Raw genomic sequence first — 24,982 nt, 5'->3', positions numbered from 1 at the left:
AAAGAAATCTTCTAATATAAAAGATATAATGGACTTTGTATTTATCCCATTGAGTTTAACAGGAGGTATGCTGCCTGAAAAATAAAAAAATATCACTACATACAAAAATATTTGGGCTGGTTCTATTACTGGGATTATTGTTGATCCTGCTGCTGACAACATTTTTCAGCTATATGGAAAGTAAAGAAATAGAGGAAAACAAGGGCAGGATGGCATTGGAAATTTCAAAAACGGTTTCATTCATACCGAACATTATCGCTGCGTTTCAAACAAGTGATCCTTCCAAAACCATTCAACCGCTAGCTGAAAAGATTCGCAAAGAAACCGGTGCAGAATTTGTTGTCATAGGAAACAAAGAGGGTACAAGATATTCGCATCCTCAAACAGCTTTGATTGGGAAGAAGATGAAGGGGGGAGATAACCAAAGAGCACTTAAAAATGGAGAATATTATGTATCCAAGGCAAAGGGTTCACTCGGGCCTTCTATAAGAGGAAAATCTCCTATTATGAATAAAGAGGGAGAAGTGATTGGAATCGTTTCGGTTGGATTTCTTCTTGAAGATGTCCATCAACAAATTATGAATAATGTTACCAAGGTACTTCTTGTTTCCCTGTTCGCCCTTTTGATTTCTCTTTTAGGCAGTATTCTGCTCGGGCGGAATATCCGCAAAGACACGATGGGTCTCGAACCCTATGAAATTGCCGCATTATATAAAGAAAAAAATGCAGTGCTTCATGGAGTGAAAGAAGGGATATTAGCCATAGATAAACATGGATTTATCACGATGATGAACCAGCCTGCAAAGAGACTTTTACATATTAATGGCACAGTCCGTAATTTAAAAGTAGATGGGCTGTTTCCTTCTGACTATTTATATGAAGTTTTAAAGTCTGGAAATCCACAAGCAGATAAAGAAATGGTCTGGAAAGATAAAACAGTTATCGTCAATTGTACGCCACTCTTTGATGAGAATGGGGTAAGTAGAGTGGTTGCTTCTTTTCGTGATAAAACAGAAATAGAGCAAATGGTCAACACCATATCGGAAGTAAAAAGATATTCGGAAGATCTTCGTGCACAAACACATGAGTTTACAAATAAATTATATGTCTTATCAGGCCTATTACAGCTCGAGGAATATGAACAAGCTATAGATATGATTCAAACGGAAACACAGGTATTGCAATTTCAGAATTCTATTGTTTTTAACCATATTAAAGATACAAAAGTACAGGCCATCCTTTTAGGGAAACTGGGAAAAGCCTCAGAAAAGAAAGTAAAGTTTGAGGTTGTATCGGACAGCCAATTAGAGGCACTGCCATCCCATTTTAAGCTATCCAATCTAATAGTCATTCTTGGAAACTTAATAGACAATGCCTTCGAAGCTGTCTATGGTTTCGATTCTCCGACAGTGAAATTTTTCGTTACTGATATAGGCAGCGATATCATTTTTGAGATTGCTGATAATGGGAAGGGGCTTACTGAAAAAGAAATTCCGCTTCTATTTGGCAGGGGCTATACTTCTAAAAAAGGAGATGAGCCAAGGGGATTTGGCCTATCGAATGCTGAGGAGGCAGTGTTAGAAATGAATGGGATGATTGAGGTGCAAAGTACCCCGGAAAGTGGGACTGTCTTTACAGTTTACCTTCCAAAGGAATACGAGAGGAGATAAACACTTGACTAGGATAAAAGTAGCCATTGCTGAAGATGATTTTCGAATTGCCGATATACATGAAAAATTTTTAACAAAGTTTAATGAAATAGATGTTGTTGGTAAATCATTGAATGGTGATCAGACACTTCAAATTCTAACGGATAAGACCCCTGATTTATTGATTCTGGATGTGTATATGCCTGATATGCTGGGATCCGATCTCCTTCCAATTATCCGAGATCGTTTTCCAAGGGTTAGTATTATTATGATCACAGCAGCGACAGATAAAGTTTTTCTAGAAAAAGCATTAAGCTACGGAGTAGAAAATTATTTGATTAAACCTGTAAATAGAGAAAGATTTGACGAAGTCATTTTAGAATATATAAAAAAGCACTCCCTCCTAACTTCCCAACAAGATGTAGACCAGAATTATGTAGACCTCCTGTTCGGAAATAAAAAGATTGAAAAGGTGGGAAGGGGCACGGGATTACCTAAAGGAATTGATGAAATCACACTTGGAAAGGTGAAAAACGTACTTCTAATTAATAAACAAGGCCTTTCAGCTGAAGAAGTGGGAAAGGAAATTGGAGCATCACGGATTACTGCACGTCGATATTTAGAATATCTATCCTCCATTAAGGAAGCAAAAGCGGAAGTGGTTTATGGTATTGTCGGGAGGCCGGAAAGAAAATATTATCCTGTTTAGTAAGGGTGCCTAAAGGCATCCTTTTTTTATGTGCAAACCATTTAAGGAAACTCCAGTAGTCAGATAGAATTCTACCGTGAACAATATGAACAAAATATAGATTAATGTACGATAATAACTTTATTTTGGAAACGTTTTCACCTTAGAATATTTAGATTATTATTAATTTACTAACAAAAGGGGTGGAAGAGATGCTGGCAACTTTAGGATTTTTAATGATTATTATTTTTATGGTATTAATTATGACAAAACGCTTATCCGCAATGATTGCTCTAATGGTGATACCTGCTGTATTTGCATTGATAGGCGGATTCGGAAAAGAAATGGGACCAATGGCGCTTGAAGGTATAAAAAGCGTGGCACCAACAGGAATCATGATTCTATTTGCGATTCTCTTCTTTGGAATCATGATAGATGCAGGGGTTTTTGATCCTATCATTTCAACGATTTTGAAGGTAGTTAAAGGGGATCCCGTAAAAATAGCGATTGGAACAGCAGTTCTTGCGTTAATAATCTCCCTTGATGGTGACGGAACAACTACATATATGATCACCATTTCTGCCATGCTTCCTTTGTATAAACGTATTGGCATGAAACCATTGGTACTTGCAGGAATCGCTGTATCATCTTCAGGTGTTATGAACCTTCTTCCTTGGGGAGGACCAACAGCTAGAGCAATGACAGCATTACATCTAGAGATGGGAGATATTTTTACTCCCGTAATTCCTAGTATGGTGGGGGGAGTGTTGTTTGTATTATTTATGGCCTACTGTCTTGGTAGAAAAGAGCGTAAACGGATAGGTGTTATGGAAATTGATTATAGCACATTGTCTTTGATGGCAGCTACATCTGAGGCTGCTTTCCTTAAACGTCCCAAATTAATTCTTGTAAACTATCTGCTAACTATTCTGCTTTTAGTTGCACTAATCCAAGAAATGCTGCCTACAACGGTATTATTTATGATTGGATTTGCAATTGCGATCACCATCAATTATCCAAATCTAAATGAACAAAAAGAACGGATTATGCACTACGCTGATAATGCACTATCAGTTGTGTCAATGGTGTTTGCTGCAGGTATTTTTACAGGTATTCTTTCTGGAACGAAAATGGTAGATGCTATGGCAACTACGATGATCTCTCATATTCCAGATGCTTTGGGCTCCCATTTTGCAATGATTACTGCGATTATCAGTGCACCTTTAACATTTTTTATGTCCAACGATGCATTTTACTACGGAGTTTTGCCATTACTTGCCAAGGCAGGAAGTGTATATGGAATTGATCCGGCTGCAATTGGACGAGCGTCACTCATGGGGATGCCTGTACATTTATTAAGTCCACTCGTACCTTCGACTTACTTATTAGTCGGTATGGTTGGAGAAGATTTCGGAGACTTGCAGAGAGCATTCTTAAAATGGGCCTGTGGATCCACAGCGGCTATGATTTTTGTTGCTATAATTTTGTCCATTTTTCCCTTTTAATTAAAATTTGCTGAATTCTCATGAAAATCATTTAATAATTTGACTGGAGATGAATGATGATGTGGATACTCACTGTCTATTCAGAAGGAAAAATCCCTGCGTTGTTTGAATATAATACAGAAAAAGAAGCTTTAGATGCTTTTAATAAAGTAAAAGGTTGTAAGATTCTCTCAGAGGTTATTTATTATAACGATACTAAAATATCTTAAACTTTCAAGTATATAGGTACTATTAAACAGACTGTGTAACCTCTTTGCTTTGTGGGAAACTCCAACAAAGCAAGGAGGTTTCTTATGTATCAATATGCTGCAGTATAGCAGTCCCACTGCATTAGGTTTTAATTGGAGGGAAATTTTTGAGTGTTTTACTTCTTATCATATTAAATGTCATTTTACCTGTTTTTTGTCTTATTGGAATTGGTGCGTTTTTACATCGAAAAATTACATTTGATATGAATACATTATCAAAATTAAATAACTATTTGCTCATGCCTGCTGTAAGTTTTGTCAACATTTATCAGACTAAAATGGAGGGAGAAACAGTCTTAAATATTCTTACTTTCTTATTAATCCAAAGTCTTTGTCTTATTTTCTTCAGTACCATCATATCTCAATTAGCCAAATTTGATAATAGACTATCTTCGACCTTCAAAAACAGTGTGATACTAAACAATTCTGGGAATTTTGGGTTACCTGTAAGTCAACTTGTATTTCAGGATAATCCTCTTGGTTTATCCATTCAAGTGGTGGTTATGATTTATCAAAATCTTCTTACCAATACATATGGGTTGTTTAATTCAATTAGAGTAAATTACAAAGGTTTACAAGCAATGAAAGTATTTATGAAAAATCCAGTTGTTTATGCCTTTTTGTTAGGCTTGGTTTTTAATTCACTTTCTATCAAAATACCAAAATACTTGTGGACTCCGATTGACAATATTTCAAATGCCTTTGTGGCTGTGGCACTGGTTACGCTCGGTGCACAAAGTGCTTTTTTAAAAATAAATCGATTCTCCATCTCACTTATTCTAAGTCTCTTTGGCCGTTTAATACTTTCTCCCTCCATCGCGATGATCATTATATTACTTTTAAAATTGGATGGAACGACGGCACAGGCTTTATTTATAGCAAGCTCGTTCCCAACTTCAAGAAACAGTGCTCTTTTCGCTTTAGAATATGGAAATCATCCAGAATACGCAGCACAAGTTGTTTTGATGTCTACTTTACTAAGCATGATTACTGTAACCACTGTTGTTTTTTTATCCACAATTTTATTTTAACCTTGTGAAGACCGTTTATTTATTTAAACGGTCTCGTTGTTTACTATACTAGATAATTATTGGGTAAAAATTCATTTTTGCTAACATTTGCTCGTACCTGTTAAATTCATTTGTGTTATTTATTTCACTTACTGTTTTCAATGTAGTTAATGCACTTTCAATTAAAAATTCTCTAGGATCTTCTTTATTATTCATCAGTTCTTCTTGTATAAAATATAGCAAATTTATATACGTGGCACTTTTAGGATTTTTCGCTTCAAATTTCTTTTCAATCACTTTTTTTACATTCAATGTGGCCATGGAAAATTCATTATTAAAAAAATCATGGTAATCTGATTTTGGAAGTAGTTGATTTATATCCTCTGGTACGAATAATTGGATGTCCTTTCTACTTATATCATCCAGAATCGTCATAACACGCTCCAAACAGTAAGCAGCAATTTGGCGTAATGGTATCGTTCCGTGCAATACATTACTTGTATTCAAAATATGTTCCATCATTCCTGAATAAAGAACGGCACAATCGATCATATATTTTGCTTGGTTGTTTGGGAAAATATTTAAAAAACGTTCATATATCCATTTTAAATATAAATACCTCCCTTGCTTTATAAATTTAATCAGCTCTGGTTCATTAGATACGAGCACATCCTCAATGAGCTGATTTAATTTATTTTTTCTGTTATGTTCTATCATAAAATGGACCTGTTCAATGAAAATGTCCTTGTCTGTAATGTCTTCCCCAATGAGTAATTTATCTCTCTCCATTTTCATGTTATCTAGTATAAGATTATAAACCGCTTTAAACAATTCCCCTTTGGAAATAAAATAATTATAAAAAGATCCCTTTGAAATTCCGCTATGATTCAAGATATCTTGAATGGATGTAGCGTGATAGCCCTTTTCAATAAATAGTTCATGTGCTTTATCTATGACATTCCTTTTTTTCTTATTCATCCTTTTTCCCCTTATGTCAAGTCTGTCTTTTTCTCTATTTTAATTATACCACAATAGACCATTAGTATACTTTTGTACTAATGGTCTATTTATTTCTTGCTTGAGTATTCTGAAAATGGTAGGATAGGTTCTATAATTAAAGTACAAAAATATACTTTAAGTACAAATTTTATGAAAAAGGAGAATAATGTACATGTCAGAGAAAAGAACGTAACCAACAAATGGAAAATTCTTATTTAGCTATGAGGTATGAATGGATGAACTAATACATTTGCAAAAATGGGTTTTATCAAAGCGCACTAGAGGAGGAGTAAGGTTAATGAGCACGAAACGTTTACTTTTATTGAACATTATTATGTTACTTGTATTAGTCGGAGCAGGTGTAGGGGGGTATGCCTATTACAATCGAACTGCCAACTATTTAACGACAGATAATGCGCAAATTGCTGGCCAACAAGTAACCATAGCTGCTCCTGCATCCGGGAAATTAACTGATTGGAAAGGCAATGTTGGTGACCGTTTTACGAAGGATTCAACTATAGGAAAAATCACAACAACAGGGAAAGATGGAACACCTGAAAATATGAACGTTACACTTCCAACAGATGGAACGATTGTACAAAATAATGCCGTGCAAAATTCCTTTGTTGCTGCAGGAACGCCGCTGGCACAAGTATATGATCTAACTAAATTATGGGTTACAGCAAATATTGACGAAACGGACATCGACGAAATTGCTGTAGGTCAAGATGTCGATATCTATGTGGATGCTTTTCCAAATAGCACGTTAAAAGGGAAAGTCCAACAAATCGGCTTAGCGACAGCGGGAACATTTTCTCTATTACCAAGTTCAAATACGACAGGTAATTACACAAAAGTTACTCAAGTCGTTCCAGTTAAAGTAACGATAGATGATAATAAAGGTGTTGCAATTGTTCCGGGCATGAACGTAACCGTGCGAATTCAGAAGTAGGTGATAATATGTCAATATATATCACGGTTTATGTTACACTAGCCATGTTGTTATTGCTTTTCATCAATTTTAGGATGATGAAACAAAAAAAAACCAACCATGATCAAACGAAAATGATGAGGCAAGAGGTTAAGGAGAATATTGGTAAAACTGATTTTAAGGTTGAAGAGTTTAAGGAAAGTAGTACTCGAACGGAACAGAGTGATACAAAAGTCCAGAAGAATTATCAACAAGATTTATCAGATCAATTGGAAAAAACGCTTGAAGATTCAGCTATTTCTGAATCAGCATTGAAAAACGTAGAAATTGAGGTTCAGCAGAAAGAAGAAATGAACCAGCCAATACAACCAGTTAAAGACGCAAAAAACCATGCAGGAACAGGAAAATTACTTGCGGCTCTGCTGATCGGTGCTTTTGTTGCCATTCTAAATCAAACCTTACTTAATGTGGCCATCCCACATATTATGAATGATTTAGGTATTTCTGCAAGTACCGTTCAATGGCTTTCAACCGGTTATATGTTAGTGAACGGGATCGCTATTCCTATTTCAGCCTATCTTATTGAAAAGTTTGGAACAAGGAAGCTATTGATTGCGGCTGTTTTTCTATTCACCTTAGGGTCGTTAGTTTGTTCCTTATCAGCCAACTTTAGTATGCTGATGATTGGAAGGATCATCCAAGCGTGTGGGGCTGGTATTATTATGCCCCTGTTAATGACTGTTTTTTTCACAATATTTCCTCCAGAAAAACGTGGAAAGGCAATGGGAATTATGGGTGTAGTTATGATATTTGCACCTGCAATTGGTCCTACATTATCCGGGTGGCTCATTGGACATTATTCATGGAGATTATTGTTTGACATTGTCATTCCAATCGGAGTCCTTGATTTAATTCTTAGCTTCATGTGGATGAAAGACGTAACCAAGGTAACGAATCCTAAATTTGATTTCCCAGGATTTTTATTTTCGACATTAGGTTTCGGGTTCTTGTTATATGGCTTTAGTGAAGCAGGGAATAATGGCTGGACCAGTACAATCGTAGTATCAGCATTAATCATAGGTACTATTTCATTTATCGCCTTTGTCTGGCGTGAACTGACTACCGAGAAACCAATGCTTGATTTACGGGTCTTTAAATATGATATTTTCTCGCTGACGACCATAATAAGTATGTTTGTTAATATGGCTATGTTTGGTGCAATGATCTTACTCCCGATTTATTTGCAAAATATTCGCGGCTTTACGGCATTACAATCCGGTTTATTGATGCTTCCAGGTGCAATCGTGATGGGAATTATGTCACCAATTGCCGGTGCTCTTTTTGATAAAATCGGTTCAAAATGGCTTGCGGTAATCGGCTTAACCATTACGGTAATTACTTCATGGGGATTTACCAGTCTTAGTATGACTACAAGCTATAGCCATATTCTTTTTCTATATGTGATGCGGATGTTTGGTATGTCCTTCATTATGATGACAGTCATGACAGAAGGTCTTAACCAATTACCTCGACAACTGGGGGCGCATGGAACGGCTGCCTCAAATACGGCAAGGCAGGTGGCTGGAAGTATTGGGACGGCGTTTCTAGTTACTGTCATGACAACAAGGCAAGGAATGCACGCAGGTGAGTATGGTAGTGTAATCACAAGCTCCAATCCTTTTATAGCTAGTAATTTTGCGCATCTTGGGCAGGGTTTGGGGGCTTTAACACACATGCCGGCAGATGCGGGAAGGCAGCTTGCCACCTTTTTGATTTATGGTCAGACCATGCAACAAGCTACAATTGATGGAATTAATGATACCTTTATGGTTGCAACGGGAATTGCATTTGTAGCTTTGATTCTATCATTCTTTATTAAACGGTCACGAGTTAAAGAATAGTCGTGGAAATCAAGGTCCACTCATTTAATTTCCATTGAAAGTAGGATTAAAAAATGGCAGATTTAGGTCTTTTCATTATTCGATTGGCTGTTGGTCTTACGTTTGTAGGACATGGAGCCCAAAAGTTATTTGGCTGGTTCGGTGGACCGGGTCCAGTCAAGTTCGGTCAATGGTTAGAGTCGATCGGAATCAAGACGGGTGGAATAACTTGGGCGATTTTAGCGGGATTATTCGAACTAATTGGAGGTCTCCTTTTTTCGGCTGGCTTGCTGACATGGCTTGGGGCAATACTAATCATTATCGTTATGATTGACGCGATTTTTACCGTCCATCTCAAAAATGGCTTTTGGCTTACTGAAGGAGGCTATGAATACAACTTCATTTTGATTGCTGTTGTCCTTGGGGTGGCCCTAATTGGACCCGGGGATTACGTATTATTTTATAAGCCATAAGGCACAAATTAATGAATTTGTCCTACTCTAAATATAATCCGGGTGAATTCTACTAAGAATTCACCCGGATTTTTTACTTTTTCCCTATGTATATTCCACTTATCCCACACGGTGCAAAAACTCTAAGAGTAATTGATTTTATTTATCTTGGTGCTCAATATTTGGCATATGACCTGCTTCTTCGAAAATGAAAAGTTCAGTCTGTGATGGGTTCGCTTTCTTATAAAATCTTTTTGTGTATCTATTTATTTTAGAAAAAAGCATGAATCCATACTGGAGCATGCTTCTTTCAATATCTAGTAAATCATTTGAAAATCATAAAAGAATACTTAAATTGTTAACATTAAAATATCCAAGTTTGATATGTTTATCGCACCAGAGTCTCTTAGTTCTTTTAATCGATTGATATCTAGGATGTCGATCGTACGGTTTGAGATTTGGATCCATTGTTGGTTCTTCCACTTATTAAGTATTTTATTTACCGTAATCCGAGAGGTCCCTATGTAGCTAGCAAACGATGTTTGATTGATTGAAAAACTACCATTTTCGCTTACCATTTTTAAAAGGAAATGAGCCATTTGTTGTTCAACAGGGGCATTGAGAAAAGCTATAATTTCTGCCAGAATCCTAAATTTATAGATTAATGAATTGGTAAAAATACAAGCTGCCTCAGGTTGTTCTTTACAAATCATCAATAAAGCCTCATCAGAGAAAAAATAGATTTCAGATCGACCGTTTGAAATGGCAGAGGTTAAATAGGGTTCATTTCTAGCACCATGTTCCCCAAACAACATCCCTTCAGGAACATAATTCACCGTTCGCTCCACCCCTTCATGAGAAAGGAGGGTAATCTTTATTCCACCCTTTGCTAAGTAGAAAAAGCCCTTGCCTTCACTTCCCTGATGGTACACGACTTCATTTTCTTCAACATCTAGTTTTTTCCCATATTTTAAAAAAGGCCGCCAAGAGTATCGAAGATTTTTCATGCCAACACCTTTCCAAGAAGCTTTTTTAATTCGTCCGGTTTCTTTATTGAAAATTTTTTTCCATGAATCTCAATGATTTCTTCTTCTTTCCATTGTTTTAAAATCTTATATAAGGTGATTCTCGTTAAGCCTGTGCATTTTGTAAGGTCTTGTTGTGTGAGAGGAACTTCATAATTCTTAAATTCGTAACAAATATTTAGTAGTATCACCGACAGTTGCTGTTCTGGTGTGAGCGAGTCCAAATAAATTTTATCAGCTAATATGTGCATTTTATGAATAACTGTTTTGATAAAAATGTTAAGGATAGAAGGTTGAGCTTCAATTAATTTTTGAAAATGTTCACATGAGAAAAAATAGAGAATAGAGTCATTTACTGCCGTTGCGGTAGTAAAATGTGGCTGTCGGTCCATCGCTTGAACTCCTAATAGCTGCCCGGGAATAGCGATGTTTAACATACGCTCTTTTCCAATCGAAGTGGTAGTCGTTACTTTAATTAATCCCTTTTGGATATAATAAAATCCATCCCCGATCGTCCCTTGCTGGTAAATAGATGATTTCTCTTTGAAGAATTGTCTAATACCAAACTGCAAGCATGATTCCCAATTAATATCACTGTCAAACAAGATTGCCAACTAATCAACTCCTAAGTGAAATAGATGAAAAAAACAATAAAACTGTAAATCTAGGAAATATGTAAATTAATCAAAATGCTTTGTTCTTAATTGGAGCCTCAAGTGGTAATTTTTTGGCAACGCTTACATTTGTACTTAAGAAAAAGTTTATTTATGTTAACAACTTAACAACAGTGTAAAAGATTCAGGATATAAAATCAATATTGGGTGATGAATTCGAAATATTCAGCCAAAAGATAATTGATAAGGAGGAGGAGAGAGAGGGTACATCTAGGAAAAACAATTGTGACTATTGGTGAAATTCTAAAAGGGGATGGTTTGATGAACCAGGAAGTACAATCAGAAGCAGCTCAAGATTTATCGAAAAAGAAAATGATTGAGCAAAATACTACTAATCTTTCATTAAAGAGTATGCCTAAAGCAACATTACTTGTTGTTGTGTTGTGCTGGTTTGCGATGTTAGCAGATGGCTATGATTTGGGGATTTATGGGGCTGTGTTACCGTCATTAATGGAATACAAAGACTGGAGTATGACACCTGCACAGGCAGGAGCTATCGGAAGCTATGCTTTAATGGGAATGCTGATCGGTGCCATTTGTGTAGGGACAATTACCGATATGATTGGTCGAAAACTGACCTTAATCTGCTGTATCGCTGTATTTTCCTTATCAATGTGTCTTGTAGCACTATCTACCTCTCCAGAAATGTTTGGTTTCTTTCGTTTATTAGGTGGTCTAGGACTAGGGGGAGTAATACCTACAGCTTCGGCTTTAACAATCGAGTATTCTCCTGTACAACATCGATCTAAACTTTACGCAATTATGTATACAGGTTATCCAATTGGAGGAGTCCTTGGTGCATTATTTTCAATGTTTCTTTTGGAGGATTATGGATGGAGATTATTGTTTTGGATTGGTGTCACACCACTTTTAGTGATTCCTTTTCTTATAAAATTTCTCCCTGAGTCGATTAGTTTCCTTATGGCAAAGAAAAAGCTTGTTGAAGCTAAAAGTATCGCCAAAAAATTTAATCTTCCTGATGATTTTATCCAAGGCAATTTGAAGGTTGAAAACAAAGGATCAACGAACAAATTTGCTGCAATCGCAAGTCTTTTTGCACGGACAAATATTAGGGCTACGATGTTTTTTTGGGTTACCTTCTTTTTAGGTCTGCTTATGATTTATGGTTTGAGTACATGGCTTCCGAAAATGATGAGAGAGGCTGGATACCCTCTTGGACCAAGCTTAGGATTTTTACTGATGCTCAACCTATCAGCAGCCATTGGTGCATTAATAGCGGGAACGGCAGCTGACCGCTTTGGCTCTAAAAATATTATCAGTATTTCCTATTTCTTAGCTGGGGTCTCAATTGCACTACTTAGTATCAAATCATCGATGTTACTAGTGTATTGCTTAGTGGGTGTTGCAGGGTTTGGGACGATTGGGACAACACTTATTCTCAATGCCTATATTTCCAAATATTTCGAAGCAGAAAATCGGGCCACTGCACTAGGATGGGCACTTGGATTTGGTAGGATTGGTGCTATTTCTGGACCTATTCTTATTGGATTTTTTATGAGCTCAAATTTGGATTTTTCCATTAATTTTTATCTTTTTGCCGCAGCAGGAGTTCTTGCATCAATCACTATTTTGTTTATCCCTAAAAAAGGGGATATGAAGATCTAGCATATATTAAAAGAAAAGCAACTCACATCATTTGTATTCAGAATGATGTGAGTTGCTTTATTTATTTTAATAAAATGAAAATTTTATTTTTTTAGAAAAAATGTTAATCAGACTACAATGACTCAAAAAAATCAATTTTATAATGAAAATATGAAATTAAAGGAGGATGTTTTATGGGAATTCGTACAGGAGCACAATATATCAAGGCATTAAAATCCCGAAATCCAGAAGTTTGGTTATCAGGAAAAAAAGTAAAAAATATCTTTGAAGAGCCAGTTTTTCATCAGCCAATTCTTCAAATTGCAAAGCTATACGATATGCAGCATGACTCCAAATATCAAGAGGACATAACTCATATTTGTGAAGAAACGGGAGAAAGAATCTCCAATGCATTCTTGGTACCAAAAAGCTATCAAGATTTACAAGCACGGAGAAGAAATTTCGAAGAGTTTGCCAAAGCGACGTTTGGTTTAATGGGAAGAACACCTGATTTCTTAAATGTGGTCGTTACATCCATGGCGAGCAATTCGGAGTTCCTGGACAAATACAATCCTGAATGGGGAAAAAACATTCGATCATATTATAAGCATATCCGCGATAATGATCTATTTTTAACACATGCAATTATTAATCCGCAAAATGACCGCAGCAAATCATCACACGAACAACAGGATATGTTTACCCATCTAGGTGCTGTTAAAGAAACACCTGATGGCTTAATTGTAAGAGGAGCGAAAATGTTAGCTACCCTTGCACCGATTACTGACGAAGTAATTGTTTATTCTTTTCCTGGATTTAAGCCTGGTGATGAGCGCTATGCACTTGCGTTTGCACTACCACTTGATACTCCTGGTCTTCGCGTTATCTGCCGTGAAGCAATGCAGGATGGACAGCGTTCGGTATACGACCACCCATTAGCATCAAGATTCGAAGAAATGGATGCGGTCTTAGTCTTTAATGATGTTTTAGTACCTTGGGATCGTGTATTCCTTTATAACAATGTTGAAGCAGCAAATTTACTCTATCCGAAAACAGGAATCGCTCAGCAGCCAGCTCATCAGTCTGGTGTAAGAGGGTTAATCAAACTACAATTTGCAACCGAAGTGGCTTGCAAAATCGCCGACTCCATCGGTGTTGATGCCTACCTAAATGTACAAAATGATTTAGGAGAATTAGTCCAATCGGTTGAATCGATTAGGGCATTACTCAGAATTTCAGAGTATGAACATGAAGTAACTGCTACTGGGGAAGCGATGCCAGCCTATGCACCACTAGAAACAATTCGAGGATTGCTGCCAAAAATGTACCCACGGGCGATTGAGGTTATGCAAATCATTGGTGCAGGTGGACTATTAATGTCTCCTACAGATGCCGATTTCGAGAATCCGGAATTAAGAGAGGATTTAGAGAAGTATTATCTTGGAAGAGAGGGAGTTTCAGCGGAAGAACGCGTTCATCTCTTTAAGCTAGCATGGGATTTATGCGGCGAGGCATTTGGACAAAGAGTTCTTCAATACGAACGCTATTATACTGGCGATCCAATACGTAAAAGAGCGATTTTCTATAACAACCACAAAAAGCAGAATTCCTTTGAGCTGGCTGATGAAGCAATGAAAATATTTAATCGAAAAAATGAGGTTACAAGCTTATAAAAGTAAATCAAAAGTAAGAGGAGGTGTGAACGATGCAAACGCTAAAAGATGGAGTTTTGACATTATCTGGTTCGGTGATTGCCATTGGTGCTTTTGATGGAGTCCATAAAGGACATCAAGCTGTGATTAAGCAAGCTGTGGAAAAGAGTCGGGTTTATCAGGTTCCTAGCGTTGTATATACTTTCGACCCGCCTCCTCGAAATTTTTTTAAGGGCGCTCAAATTTTGTCACCAATTCAGGAAAAGGTCAGCAGGATTGCGAAGTTAGGTGTAGATTATGTCATTGTTGCCAGCTTTGATGAATGGTATGCGACCCGGCCACCTGGAGATTTTATCTGTGAATTGTCTAAGTTAAACCCGGCAGAGGTTACAGTCGGTTCAGATTTTCATTTTGGAAAAAACAGAGCAGGGGATGTAAATCTTTTAGAAAAGTATTTTCATATCAATATTACCCCCCCTGTTTATTGTAACGGCGGTAAACTTATTTCATCGACGAGAATCCGCCAGTTAATTTCAGAGGGAGATTTCCAACAGTCCTACTCATTATTAGGACAGTAAATGAAATTAAAGTTTTTGAGGCAAAGTGAAATCTACTCAGCATTAGAAAGGAGTTCATTCTATGAAGTTATTAGGAATTTCAGGCACAATTATTGGGGCAAAAACAAGTATTGTTGTTCAAAAGGTATTAGAGGATGTAAAGAAACATCATCCTAACGTTGAAGTAGAATTGTTGGATTTAAGAGAGTATGATGTTCAGTTCTGTGATGGACGAAATCCTTCGAACTATACAGGTGACACGAAAAAAGTTCTCGATATTGTTAAATCTGCTGACTTCTATATAATCGGAACACCGATATTCCAGGGATCTTTATCTGGCCCACTAAAAAATTTGTTTGATTTAATCAATCCAAAGGATATTCGCAACAAAGTAATCGGTTTTGTTGCAACAGGTGGTACATACCAGCATTACCTTGTTATCGAAAATCAATTGAAGCCGATCGCAGGATTTTTCCGATCCTTTGTGGCACCAGGCTATGTCTATGTCAATAACGATCATTTTAATGAAGAAAATGAAATCATCGATTCTGAGGTTCTAACAAGAATTACTGCTTTAGCCAAAGAAGTGGTCTACATGCAGGAGGCATTAAAATCAACAGAGGAAAAATTTGCAACAATAAATGGATAAGCTTTTGTATTTAAAGTTGAGAGGAGAAGATTTCTATGACAAACCCATTAAAACCAATTAACCTTTGGGGATTTATTGAAGAAAATAAGGATTTACTTAAGCCGCCAGTAAATAATAAGGTAGTTTGGAAGGATTCTGAACTAATGTTCATGGTCCTCGGAGGTCCAAACAAACGACGTGATTTTCATGTGGACCCATCTGAAGAGATATTTTATCAATTAAAAGGTGATTGCTACGTTGAAATTATTAATGCGGAAGGTAAAAGAGAAGTAATTACAGTGAGAGAAGGAGAAGTATTTCATCTCCCTCCAAATGTTCCCCACTCCCCACATCGGGTCGCTGATACAATCGGGATCGTAATTGAACGTGACAGGGGTGAAGGTGAATTAGAGGATTTTGTTTGGTTCTGTGATGAATGTGATCATGAAATGCACCGCGTTACCGTCCAATTGACAAATATTGAAGTCCAGGTAAAAGAAGCGATTCATGGATTTAACAGTAATTTAGAGCTTCGCTCTTGTAAGAACTGTGGACATATTATGCCAGAAGAAGCGAGTGAATGGAAATGCGAGTAGATTTTCATACACATATCATCCCTGAAAATTTCCCTGATTTTGCAAAAAAGTACCAAAACGACAAGTGGCCAGTCCTCCAGCCTACCTGCTCTTGCGGTGCTAATATAATGGTGGCTGGGAAGGTTTTTCGAGAAGTGACCGACCAAGTTTGGAGTCCAGAAAAAAGGATTCACGATATGGATGTAGAAAATGTAGATATACAAGTTTTATCGCCAATACCTGTAACGTTTTCCTATTGGGCGCCTACAGAAGAAGCGGTAGTTATGGCTAGATTTCAAAATGATTTCATCGCTGAAACAGTAGCCCAGCATCCCACCAAGTTTATTGGTTTAGGGACGGTTCCGCTGCAAAATGTCGAAGAAGCGATTCGTGAACTAGACCGCTGTATACATCAACTTGGCTTAAAAGGGATTGAGATTGGCACAAACATTAATGGCAAAAATTTAGACGATGAATCATTAATTGATTTCTTTGCGATGTGTGAGAAATGGAATGTTCCAATATTTGTTCATCCATGGGAAACACTAGGTGGAGATCGTTTTTCCTCCCATAATTTAATGTATACGGTTGGAATGCCAAGTGAAACAGCATTGGCTGCAGCAAGTCTAATCCTAGGAGGTGTCATCGAGAAATTTCCAAAACTTAAAATTTGTTTTTCTCATGGAGGCGGGTCACTTCCTTACATTCTCCCTAGACTTGATCATGGTTGGAATGTTTGGCCGCATTTGCAGCTCACGGAGCATCCTCCAAGTTTTTATGCCAAGAAATTTTTCTATGATTCAATCGTAAATAACCCTGTAAATATTAAATTCTTAGTCGAAAAATTTGGTGCTGAACAAGTCATCATGGGATCGGATTACCCATTCTTACTTCGGGAAACTCCACCAGGGAAGATTATTGATGACACCTTAACACTAAGCGAAGAACAGAAAAGAGCCATGTTAGGTGAAAATGCACTAAGATTTTTAAATATACCGGTTAATTTATTAATTTAATAGGAAATGAGATGAGAAGATGATAGACAAGGTGATCACCCCAGAAGAGAGATTAGAGGAACTTGGATTAAAGCTTCCAGCACTCCGCCCCGCATCTGGTAATTATGTAAGCTGTGTACGGACAGGGAATCTTATTTTCACATCAGGACAAGGTACAGATGAATACCGTGGAAAACTTGGTGAAGATGTATCGATAGAAGTAGGCTATCAAGCAGCAAGACAATGTATGCTTAATCTATTAGCAGTGGTCAAGAATGAACTGGGTGACCTTAGCAAAGTGAAAAGGATTGTCAAAATCCTTGGTATGGTCAACAGCACGCACGATTTTAAAGACCATCCTAAAGTCATGAATGGATCCTCCGATTTGTTGGTAGAAGTGTTTGGTGAAAAGGGAAGGCATGCGAGATCAGCAGTAGGGATGTCCCAGCTGCCACATAATAACGCTGTTGAAGTTGAGATGATTGTAGAAGTTGAGGATGGTGAACTCGGTGAGTAAAGTCCTAGAAAAACAACTTCAAATTAACGATGCCAAGCTGTTTATTAATGGAGAATATGTAAGCGCTATTTCAGGAGCAACCTTTGACACGATTAATCCAGCCACGAATCAAAAATTAGCTGCTGTCGCTAGTGCAAGTGAGCAAGATGTAGAAAGAGCGATTCAGGTCGCAAAGCGTACCTATGATAGTGGTATTTGGAGTAAAATGCCAGTAGAAGAAAGAGCAAAGATCCTGTGCAGAATGTCAGATCTTGTCATGGAACGAGTCGAGGAGTTAGCACTAATTGAAACATTAGATGTGGGTAAGCCCATTAGAGAAAGCAGAGATTTTGATATCCCGCGCGCCGCATCAAACTTAAGATTCTTTGCAGAAATGGCAAAATACATTAATCACGAGCATTTCGAACAATCCAAGCATATGAGCTATACCAAATATGCACCAGCAGGTGTCACAAGCTTGATCATTCCTTGGAATTTACCATTCATGCAAATGACTTGGAAAGTCTCTGCTGCGTTGGCTGCTGGTAATACGGTGATCGTTAAGCCTGCTTCCTATACACCACTCAGTGCGGTCATGTTAGGTGAAATTGCCAACGAAGCAGGATTACCGCCAGGCGTGTTGAATATACTAACAGGTCCAGGTGGAACAGTAGGAACGGCAATGACCACTCATCCATACGTTCGCAGGATTTCTTTTGTCGGGGAGAGTTCCACTGGTAAAACAGTTATGAGAAATGCAGCATCCCAGTTAATTCCGGTATCATTAGAATTAGGTGGTAAATCCGCTAATATCGTATTTGAGGATGCCGACTTAGATGAAGCAGTCGCAGGCTCAATCGAAGCAATTTTTAGAAATCAAGGGGAAATCTGCTTAGCCGGTTCTCGACTATTGGTGCAAGAATCGGTTTATGATAAATTCCTAGAAAAATTTGTTACTGCTGCTAAGAACATCAAAGTGGGCGATCCATTGGATGAAAGTACTGATATGGGTGCGCTTATATCAAAAGGTCACTTAGAAACGGTTGACAACTATGTGCAAATTGGAATTTCTGAAGGTGCGAAACTTGCTGTAGGCGGTAAGCGTGTGGCAGGATTGTCACAAGGAAACTTTTACGAGCCAACCGTGCTCTATGATGTAAATAACAAAATGAGAGTTGCACAAGAAGAAATCTTTGGCCCGGTATTAGTCGTCATTCCATTTAAAACGGAAGAGGAAGCGATTCAAATTGCCAACGATTCGATTTATGGTTTGGCGGGAGTCGTTTGGTCAAATGATTTAAGACGAGCTCATCGTGTAGCTTCTCAAATCGATTCAGGCTTATTCTGGATCAATTGCTGGTACTATCGTGATTTAAGAACGCCATTTGGTGGTTCAAAGGCGAGTGGTATTGGTCGTGAAGGCGGACGTCATAGTTTTGAATTTTACACTGAGGCCAAGACAATTACAATGAAATTATAGGTTTGAAAGTAAAAGGTGGCTGAATGGCCACTTTTTATCTATTAATATAGAAAAGGAAGGTGTAGGAAGAAATGGGAGTATTAGTAGAAAAGATTGCGAATGAATTAATCGATGCTGAAAATCATCAATTTTCTGTTGCACCGCTGACGGAACGCTTTTCCGAGCTGACTGTAAGTGATGCTTATCAAATCCAACTTGAAGTAATCGGTAAAAAGTTAGAAGCAGGAAATGAAATAATTGGGAAAAAGGTTGGGCTGACAAGTAAAGCAATGCAGCAAATGCTTGGCGTCGATGAGCCTGATTACGGCCACCTGTTAGATACTATGAAAATAGAGGATGATGCAACGGTAAAAATTGCTGAATTTATCAGTCCGAAGGTTGAAGCGGAAATTGGTTTTATTTTAGAACAAGACTTAGTTGGTCCAAATGTGAATTATCTAGATGTGTTAATGGCTACCAAATATGTAGTACCTACCATCGAGATTATTGACAGCCGTATTTCTGATTGGAAAATCAAATTGGTTGATACGGTGGCAGATAATGGCTCGTCAGCGAGAGTAGTTGTTGGGAAAAAGCTGAGCACGATTGAAGGCTTGGATTTGCGAACCCAAGGAATGGTCCTTTATAAAAATGATGAGCTTTTGGCTTCGGGAACTGGAACTGCTGCTCTAGGACACCCCGCCCAAGCCGTCGCATGGTTAGCCAATAAATTGCATGAATTTGGGATTACTCTTAAAGCAGGTGAGTTAATTCTTCCCGGAGCACTTTCTGGTGCGATTGCAGTAAAAGAAGGCGACACGATTTTGGCTGATTTTGGCCCACTAGGTACTGTATCTGTAACTTTTGAGTAAACGAGTTTTTTCATGAATAAAAATATTAAACCTGGAGGTTCCATTATGACAATTTTGCAGGGAACAGAACAAGAAATCGTAGACTACCTATTAGCTGCAGAAAAGGAAAAGCGGGAAGTCGAGAAAATCACCACTAGTTACCCAGATCTAACATTTGATCATGCCTATGAAATACAACAAAAATTAATCGAGCAAAAAGAAAAGGAGGGACTTCGAAGAATTGGTGTAAAACTTGGTTTAACGAGTAAGGCAAAGCAGGATATGATGGGTGTCCATGAAGCCATCTACGGCTATTTAATGGATGATATGCTTGCACCTGAATGGGAACCACTACAATTTAGCAGTCTCATCCATCCTAAGGCAGAACCTGAAATTGCTTTTTTGATTAATGAAGACATCCAAGGGACTAGCGTTACAGCCGAAGATATTTTAAAGGTTACGAAATATGTAGCACCAGCGATCGAGATTATTGATAGTCGTTATTTAGATTTCAAGTTTACTCTCGTAGACGTCGTTGCGGATAACTGTTCTTCCTCAAAATTTATAGTAGGGAACAAATGGGTATCGCCGGATGCTCTAAACCTGAAAGAAATTGGCGTATACATGTCTAAGAATTCAGAGGTTGCAACAACTGGGACCAGTGCTGCCGTATTAGGAGATCCAGCTGCTGCGGTTGCTTGGGCTGTAAACAAGCTCGGAGAAACTGGAAGGGGATTAAAGAAAGGTGATATCGTTCTTAGCGGTGCGATAACGGAAGCGATTAGCTTTCAACCAGGTGATACGATTTTGGCACAATTTGCGGATTTAGGCAGTGTCTCATTCTCCTGCAAATCATAGCCTCCCTTCACGCCCTAATTAAAATGACACAAGATTCGAGGAGGAATACGATGCTTTACACTTTAGAGTATGCAAAACAATTGGATCAAGAAGATATACTTAACAGATTTCGAGAAGAATTTTACATAAAGCCGAATTCCATTTATATGGACGGGAATTCATTGGGGCTGCTTTCGAAAAGAGCAGAACGGACGCTGTTGGAGTCTTTAAATGATTGGAAAGAGCATGGAATTGACGGTTGGACGAGTGGGAACCACCCTTGGTTTTTTTTATCGGAAAAATTAGGAGAGATGATGGCTCCTCTAGTAGGTGGTTCAGCAAATGAAGTGATTGTAACAGGTTCCACAACTGTCAATTTGCATCAGTTAGTTGCTACTTTTTATAAGCCAGAAGGGACAAGGACTAAAATATTGGCTGACGAATTAACCTTTCCATCAGATATTTATGCACTTCAAAGTCAGCTTCGCATTCATGGATTTGATCCCGAGACACATCTTATTCGTGTAAAAAGCCGGGATGGGCGCTTTTTAGAGGAAGAAGATATTATCGAAGCGATGACTGATGAAATTGCGCTTATCATTTTGCCAACGGTACTCTATCGAAGCGGGCAAATCTTGGATATGAAGCGCCTGACAGCTGAAGCGAACAGAAGAGGGATATTAATCGGTTTTGATGGATGTCATTCGATCGGAGCGATTCCTCATTCGTTTACTGAATGGGGCGTTGATTTTGCGTATTGGTGCAATTATAAACATTTAAATGGTGGTCCAGGAAGTGTTGGAGGATTATATGTGAATTCCAAACATTTTGGCACAGCCCCTGGATTGGCTGGCTGGTTTGGTTCCAAAAAAGACAAACAATTCGACATGGAGCATTCGTTAACACCTGCTGATTCAGCGGGAGCCTATCAAATCGGGACACCACATGTGTTGAGTCTTGCACCCTTACTTGGAGCTCTGGAGATTTTTGCAGAAGCAGGGATTGAAAATATCCGTGCTAAGTCTTTAAATATCAATCAATATTTAATGGATTTAATTAATCAAGAGCTGCATGACTTCGGATTCACGATTGGAAATCCTTGCGACGATATCCGTCGTGGTGGTCATGTAAGTTTAGAGCATAAAGAAGCGGCACGTATTTGTAAAGCGTTGAAAGAAAATGATGTCATTCCTGATTTCCGAGCTCCAAACATTATTCGTCTTGCACCAGTTGCACTTTATACCTCGTATACAGAGGTTTGGGAAGTGGTCCAAATTCTTAAGAAAATTATGACTGAAAAGCAATATGAAAAGTTTAAGAATGAACGAGAAGTCGTTGCTTAACCTAATGGAACGAGGAGGAATTATATGGCGAACAATAAAACTTATTTAAAAAATGGAAATGGCTCAGAAAAAGGGTTAAAGCGTGAATTAAAAACAAATCAACTTACAATGATAGCTATGGGATGTGCGATTGGAACGGGCCTTTTCCTAGGTAGTGGACTTGCCATCAGTACTGCTGGCCCAAGCGTATTAATCAGTTACGCGATTGGTGCCTTTATTGTCTTACTTTTAATGGGATGTTTATCAGAAATGACGGTGGCCCATCCAACCTCAGGGTCGTTTGGAACCATATCTGAGAAGTATATAAGCCCGTTCGCAGGTTATCTGGTCCGCTATTCCTATTGGATTGCAAACGTTCTTGCCGTTGGGGTAGAAGTAAGTGCAATTGCAGTATATATGAAGTATTGGTTTTCAGATGTTCCTGGGTTTGTATGGATTTTATTGTTCGCCGCTGTCCTAATTTATGTAAATGCAACAAGTGTCAATACCTTTGCAACATTTGAGTATTGGTTTTCGATGATCAAAATTAGTGCCATCGTTGGATTCATTCTTCTTGGAGCATATGTTTTCATTGGAGGGTCTGCTAAGCCGGAAATGGGACCTGAGAACTTCGTTAATGAAGGTGGTTTCTTACCGTTCGGCATGTGGGGAATGTGGGTCGCTATCTTTATTTCTCTATTTAGCTTTTTAGGGACGGAATTGATCGCCGTTACTGCTGGAGAAGCGAAGGACCCAGATGTTGCCGTACCGAAAGCTCTCAAAGCAACCGTCTTCCGTTTATCGACATTTTATATTATTACTCTTGGCATCATGTTAATGATTGTTCCTTGGAAATCAGCCGGAGTGGAGGAAAGTCCTTTCGTAAAAGTGATGGAACTCTTAAATATTCCAGGTGCAAGTGGTATTATGAATTTTATAATTTTAACAGCGGCTCTCTCGGCCATGAATAGTCAGCTTTATGCTTCGACACGAATGATGTTTTCTCTATCACGAGGAAATTATGCACCTGCCTTTTTGGGTAAATTAAGCAAAAATGGAGTACCGTTAAGTGCTCTTGCCATTTCTACATTGGGGATATTTCTTGCTGCAGCGGTAAACGCATTATTACCTGACTCGTCGTACGCCTTTATGATGGGAATCTCCATGTTCGGTGCTATCTTCACATGGTTTATGGTGTTTGTTTCTCATTTGTTTTTCCGAAAAAAGTGGGAGAAGGCAGGCGGCCGGAAATTGCCAGTTAAAATGGTTGGTTTTCCATATTTGACGATATTAGGAGCGGTACTTCTACTGAGTTTAATGATCACCACATGGTTTACAGGTTTTAAAATCATGCTTCAATTCGGTATTCCTTGGTTACTGTTTTTAACAGCGGCTTACTTTATTCTTAAAAAAAGGAGAAACAATCCTGAGAAGAACGAGTCTGATGCTATTCTTAACAAAAAGGTAAATTAACGTGGTAAATTCTCATAATAAATTAACTACGATAGAATGATGGAGGTCTAATACAATGAATTCACAAGAAAAAAACACAAACCCTGGGCTTGAGAAAGAGATTCAAACCGATTTTCAAAAAGCGATGTCATACGGGGATTATCTCCATCTTGATAAAATCTTAACCAGTCAGCATCGGCAGTCCGATCACCATGATGAAATGTTATTTATCGTTATCCATCAAGCCAGTGAATTATGGATGAAATTAATCATTCATGAATTGACAGCGGCAATTAAGTATATACAAAACAACGATTTGGAGCCATCATTCAAAATCCTGTCGCGTGTTTCAAGAATACAACAGCAATTAATTCAGTCTTGGAGTGTTCTTTCTACTTTGACACCTGCTGAATACTTGGAGTTTCGGGATAAATTGGGTCAATCGTCAGGGTTCCAGTCTTACCAGAACCGTTTGATTGAATTTGCCTTAGGAAACAAAAATGTCCATACATTAGCAGTCTATCAACATCAAACCGAGTTATACGAAAAAATGCAAGAGGCCCTTCATCAACCAAGTATTTATGATGCTGCGATACAGGCACTCGTTGCACGCGGATTACCTATCGATCATGAGGCTCGACATCGGGATTTGTCCAAAAACTACGAACCGAATGCCAGCGTTGAAGAAGCATGGCTAACAGTCTATCGAAATGTCGATCAATACTGGGATCTATACGAGTTGGCAGAGAAGTTAGTCGATATTGGCAATCAACAGCAATTATGGCGCTTTAATCATATGAGTACGGTGGAAAGAATCATCGGTCATAAGCAGGGGACAGGTGGGTCATCTGGTGTGACCTATTTAAAACGAGTACTAGACCAACAATTTTTCCCAGAGCTTTGGAGTTTAAGAACGAAGCTTTAGTTTGAATAGCGTCTTAGGTACAATTGGCCGCAAAACCTTGTTATAAGGTCTTGCGGTTTTTTTATAAGACTAATAGGTATTTCTGATTCCAGTGAGGAAGGTAGACTGGTTCAACGGTAACCATAGAAAGCATCTGATGCCTGTGAAGGAAGAAAAATCAGTTCATTGGTAACCATAGGAACCGTTGATGCTCTTAGGAGGAGAAAAACAGATCACCGTTAATCAAAGGAATCATCTGATGTCTGTTGCCAAAGGAAAATTCAGTAGACTAAGGACTGAACTTTTTTTGCCCGGTTTTTCTAATTACATCGGTAGGATCCATTAATATTTAGATGCGTACTTATTACATAAACTAGTGTTATTTGGTAAATATAAAAAAATCATCTGTTTCATGAGTATCACCTAGGTTAATTTTTATCTTATTATTTGATGATATTTTACTATATATCCAAAAAATATATTTAAAAAGAAGAGGCAATATTACCTAATTTTTGCCCAATTTGTAATATCTTAAATAAATTTGTAATGTGTACAAGCCCTTCCGACATAGGATACACGGATGAGTAA

At 38.0% G+C, this 24,982-nt stretch carries 24 protein-coding genes; 21 read left to right on the top strand and 3 right to left on the bottom strand.

Features of this window, described 5'->3' with window-relative positions:
• Positions 1–137: 137 nt before the first annotated feature.
• The 5 genes from AB7942_RS20095 (at position 138) to AB7942_RS20075 (ending at position 5,121) form a co-directional block, all read left to right on the top strand.
• Positions 138–1,670 carry an ATP-binding protein gene (locus AB7942_RS20095; protein WP_369448242.1) on the top strand — a complete coding sequence of 511 codons (1,533 nt, stop codon included), beginning with the start codon at positions 138–140 and terminating at the stop codon, positions 1,668–1,670.
• Between the two features lie 4 nt (positions 1,671–1,674).
• The gene (locus tag AB7942_RS20090) at positions 1,675–2,358 is read left to right on the top strand and encodes a response regulator (RefSeq protein ID WP_369448241.1); all 684 of its coding nucleotides are present in this window, start codon (positions 1,675–1,677) and stop codon (positions 2,356–2,358) included.
• 191 nt (positions 2,359–2,549) lie between these two features.
• On the top strand, positions 2,550–3,842 hold the full coding sequence (locus AB7942_RS20085; protein ID WP_088086746.1) for a CitMHS family transporter: 1,293 nt from the start codon (positions 2,550–2,552) through the stop codon (positions 3,840–3,842).
• A 53-nt stretch (positions 3,843–3,895) separates the two neighbouring features.
• On the top strand, positions 3,896–4,051 hold the full coding sequence (locus tag AB7942_RS20080) for a hypothetical protein (RefSeq protein WP_369448240.1): 156 nt from the start codon (positions 3,896–3,898) through the stop codon (positions 4,049–4,051).
• A 146-nt stretch (positions 4,052–4,197) separates the two neighbouring features.
• Complete coding sequence (locus AB7942_RS20075) at positions 4,198–5,121, top strand: AEC family transporter (protein WP_369448239.1); 924 nt, start codon at positions 4,198–4,200, stop codon at positions 5,119–5,121.
• A gap of 48 nt (positions 5,122–5,169) precedes the next feature.
• Here the strand turns inward: AB7942_RS20075 and AB7942_RS20070 are convergent, their stop codons facing one another.
• The gene (locus tag AB7942_RS20070) at positions 5,170–6,078 is read right to left on the bottom strand and encodes a TetR/AcrR family transcriptional regulator (protein WP_369448238.1); all 909 of its coding nucleotides are present in this window, start codon (positions 6,076–6,078) and stop codon (positions 5,170–5,172) included.
• 319 nt (positions 6,079–6,397) lie between these two features.
• Between AB7942_RS20070 and AB7942_RS20065 the strand changes: the two genes are divergently transcribed.
• Genes AB7942_RS20065 through AB7942_RS20055 form a run of 3 tightly spaced genes read left to right on the top strand, consistent with a single transcriptional unit; the run spans position 6,398 to position 9,383 of the window.
• Positions 6,398–7,051 (top strand): HlyD family secretion protein, encoded by a 654-nt coding sequence (locus AB7942_RS20065; RefSeq protein WP_369448237.1) that lies wholly within the window; start codon positions 6,398–6,400, stop codon positions 7,049–7,051.
• 8 nt (positions 7,052–7,059) lie between these two features.
• Complete coding sequence (locus AB7942_RS20060; protein ID WP_369448236.1) at positions 7,060–8,931, top strand: DHA2 family efflux MFS transporter permease subunit; 1,872 nt, start codon at positions 7,060–7,062, stop codon at positions 8,929–8,931.
• 53 nt (positions 8,932–8,984) lie between these two features.
• Positions 8,985–9,383 (top strand): DoxX family protein, encoded by a 399-nt coding sequence (locus AB7942_RS20055; protein WP_369448235.1) that lies wholly within the window; start codon positions 8,985–8,987, stop codon positions 9,381–9,383.
• Between the two features lie 329 nt (positions 9,384–9,712).
• Here AB7942_RS20055 and AB7942_RS20050 read toward each other — a convergent pair whose 3' ends face one another.
• Both AB7942_RS20050 and AB7942_RS20045 read right to left on the bottom strand, forming a co-directional pair.
• Positions 9,713–10,369: a Crp/Fnr family transcriptional regulator gene (locus AB7942_RS20050; RefSeq protein WP_369448234.1), complete on the bottom strand. Its 657-nt coding sequence runs from the start codon at positions 10,367–10,369 to the stop codon at positions 9,713–9,715.
• Positions 10,366–11,001 carry a Crp/Fnr family transcriptional regulator gene (locus AB7942_RS20045; protein WP_369448233.1) on the bottom strand — a complete coding sequence of 212 codons (636 nt, stop codon included), beginning with the start codon at positions 10,999–11,001 and terminating at the stop codon, positions 10,366–10,368. Before AB7942_RS20045 ends, AB7942_RS20050 begins: the two co-directional genes overlap by 4 nt.
• 372 nt (positions 11,002–11,373) lie before the next feature.
• Here AB7942_RS20045 and AB7942_RS20040 point away from each other — a divergent pair, with 372 nt between their 5' ends.
• The 13 genes from AB7942_RS20040 (at position 11,374) to kynA (ending at position 24,415) form a co-directional block, all read left to right on the top strand.
• On the top strand, positions 11,374–12,687 hold the full coding sequence (locus AB7942_RS20040; RefSeq protein WP_369448298.1) for an MFS transporter: 1,314 nt from the start codon (positions 11,374–11,376) through the stop codon (positions 12,685–12,687).
• 173 nt (positions 12,688–12,860) lie between these two features.
• A complete protein-coding gene (locus AB7942_RS20035) occupies positions 12,861–14,339 on the top strand; it encodes a 4-hydroxyphenylacetate 3-hydroxylase family protein (protein ID WP_369448232.1) in 1,479 nt (492 codons plus the stop codon).
• 32 nt (positions 14,340–14,371) lie between these two features.
• Positions 14,372–14,896, top strand: a complete 525-nt coding sequence (locus tag AB7942_RS20030; RefSeq protein ID WP_369448231.1) for an FAD synthetase — start codon at positions 14,372–14,374, stop codon at positions 14,894–14,896.
• A 61-nt stretch (positions 14,897–14,957) separates the two neighbouring features.
• Complete coding sequence (locus AB7942_RS20025; protein ID WP_369448230.1) at positions 14,958–15,524, top strand: NADPH-dependent FMN reductase; 567 nt, start codon at positions 14,958–14,960, stop codon at positions 15,522–15,524.
• Positions 15,525–15,559: 35 nt separating this feature from the next.
• Entirely contained in the window at positions 15,560–16,099 is a 540-nt protein-coding gene (locus AB7942_RS20020) for a 3-hydroxyanthranilate 3,4-dioxygenase (RefSeq protein WP_369448229.1), read from the top strand.
• On the top strand, positions 16,090–17,094 hold the full coding sequence (locus tag AB7942_RS20015) for an amidohydrolase family protein (protein WP_369448297.1): 1,005 nt from the start codon (positions 16,090–16,092) through the stop codon (positions 17,092–17,094). The genes AB7942_RS20020 and AB7942_RS20015 overlap by 10 nt, the downstream gene beginning before the upstream one ends.
• 22 nt (positions 17,095–17,116) lie before the next feature.
• Positions 17,117–17,590: a RidA family protein gene (locus AB7942_RS20010; RefSeq protein ID WP_369448296.1), complete on the top strand. Its 474-nt coding sequence runs from the start codon at positions 17,117–17,119 to the stop codon at positions 17,588–17,590.
• Positions 17,571–19,049, top strand: a complete 1,479-nt coding sequence (locus AB7942_RS20005) for an aldehyde dehydrogenase (RefSeq protein ID WP_369448228.1) — start codon at positions 17,571–17,573, stop codon at positions 19,047–19,049. Before AB7942_RS20010 ends, AB7942_RS20005 begins: the two co-directional genes overlap by 20 nt.
• Before the next feature lie 71 nt (positions 19,050–19,120).
• Positions 19,121–19,900, top strand: a complete 780-nt coding sequence (locus AB7942_RS20000; protein ID WP_369448227.1) for a 2-keto-4-pentenoate hydratase — start codon at positions 19,121–19,123, stop codon at positions 19,898–19,900.
• A gap of 45 nt (positions 19,901–19,945) precedes the next feature.
• Positions 19,946–20,737, top strand: coding sequence for a 2-keto-4-pentenoate hydratase (locus tag AB7942_RS19995; RefSeq protein ID WP_369448226.1), 792 nt, complete (start codon positions 19,946–19,948; stop codon positions 20,735–20,737).
• Positions 20,738–20,787: 50 nt separating this feature from the next.
• The gene (gene kynU, locus AB7942_RS19990) at positions 20,788–22,059 is read left to right on the top strand and encodes a kynureninase (protein WP_369448225.1); all 1,272 of its coding nucleotides are present in this window, start codon (positions 20,788–20,790) and stop codon (positions 22,057–22,059) included.
• A gap of 24 nt (positions 22,060–22,083) precedes the next feature.
• Positions 22,084–23,511: an amino acid permease gene (locus AB7942_RS19985; protein WP_369448224.1), complete on the top strand. Its 1,428-nt coding sequence runs from the start codon at positions 22,084–22,086 to the stop codon at positions 23,509–23,511.
• A 55-nt stretch (positions 23,512–23,566) separates the two neighbouring features.
• On the top strand, positions 23,567–24,415 hold the full coding sequence (gene kynA, locus AB7942_RS19980) for a tryptophan 2,3-dioxygenase (RefSeq protein ID WP_369448223.1): 849 nt from the start codon (positions 23,567–23,569) through the stop codon (positions 24,413–24,415).
• The last annotated feature ends 567 nt before the right edge of the window (positions 24,416–24,982 follow it).

The sequence above is a fragment of the Neobacillus sp. BF23-41 genome, assembly GCF_041106275.1.
Note: the sequence above shows the minus strand (reverse complement) of the source record. Positions and strands in the feature narration are given on the sequence as shown.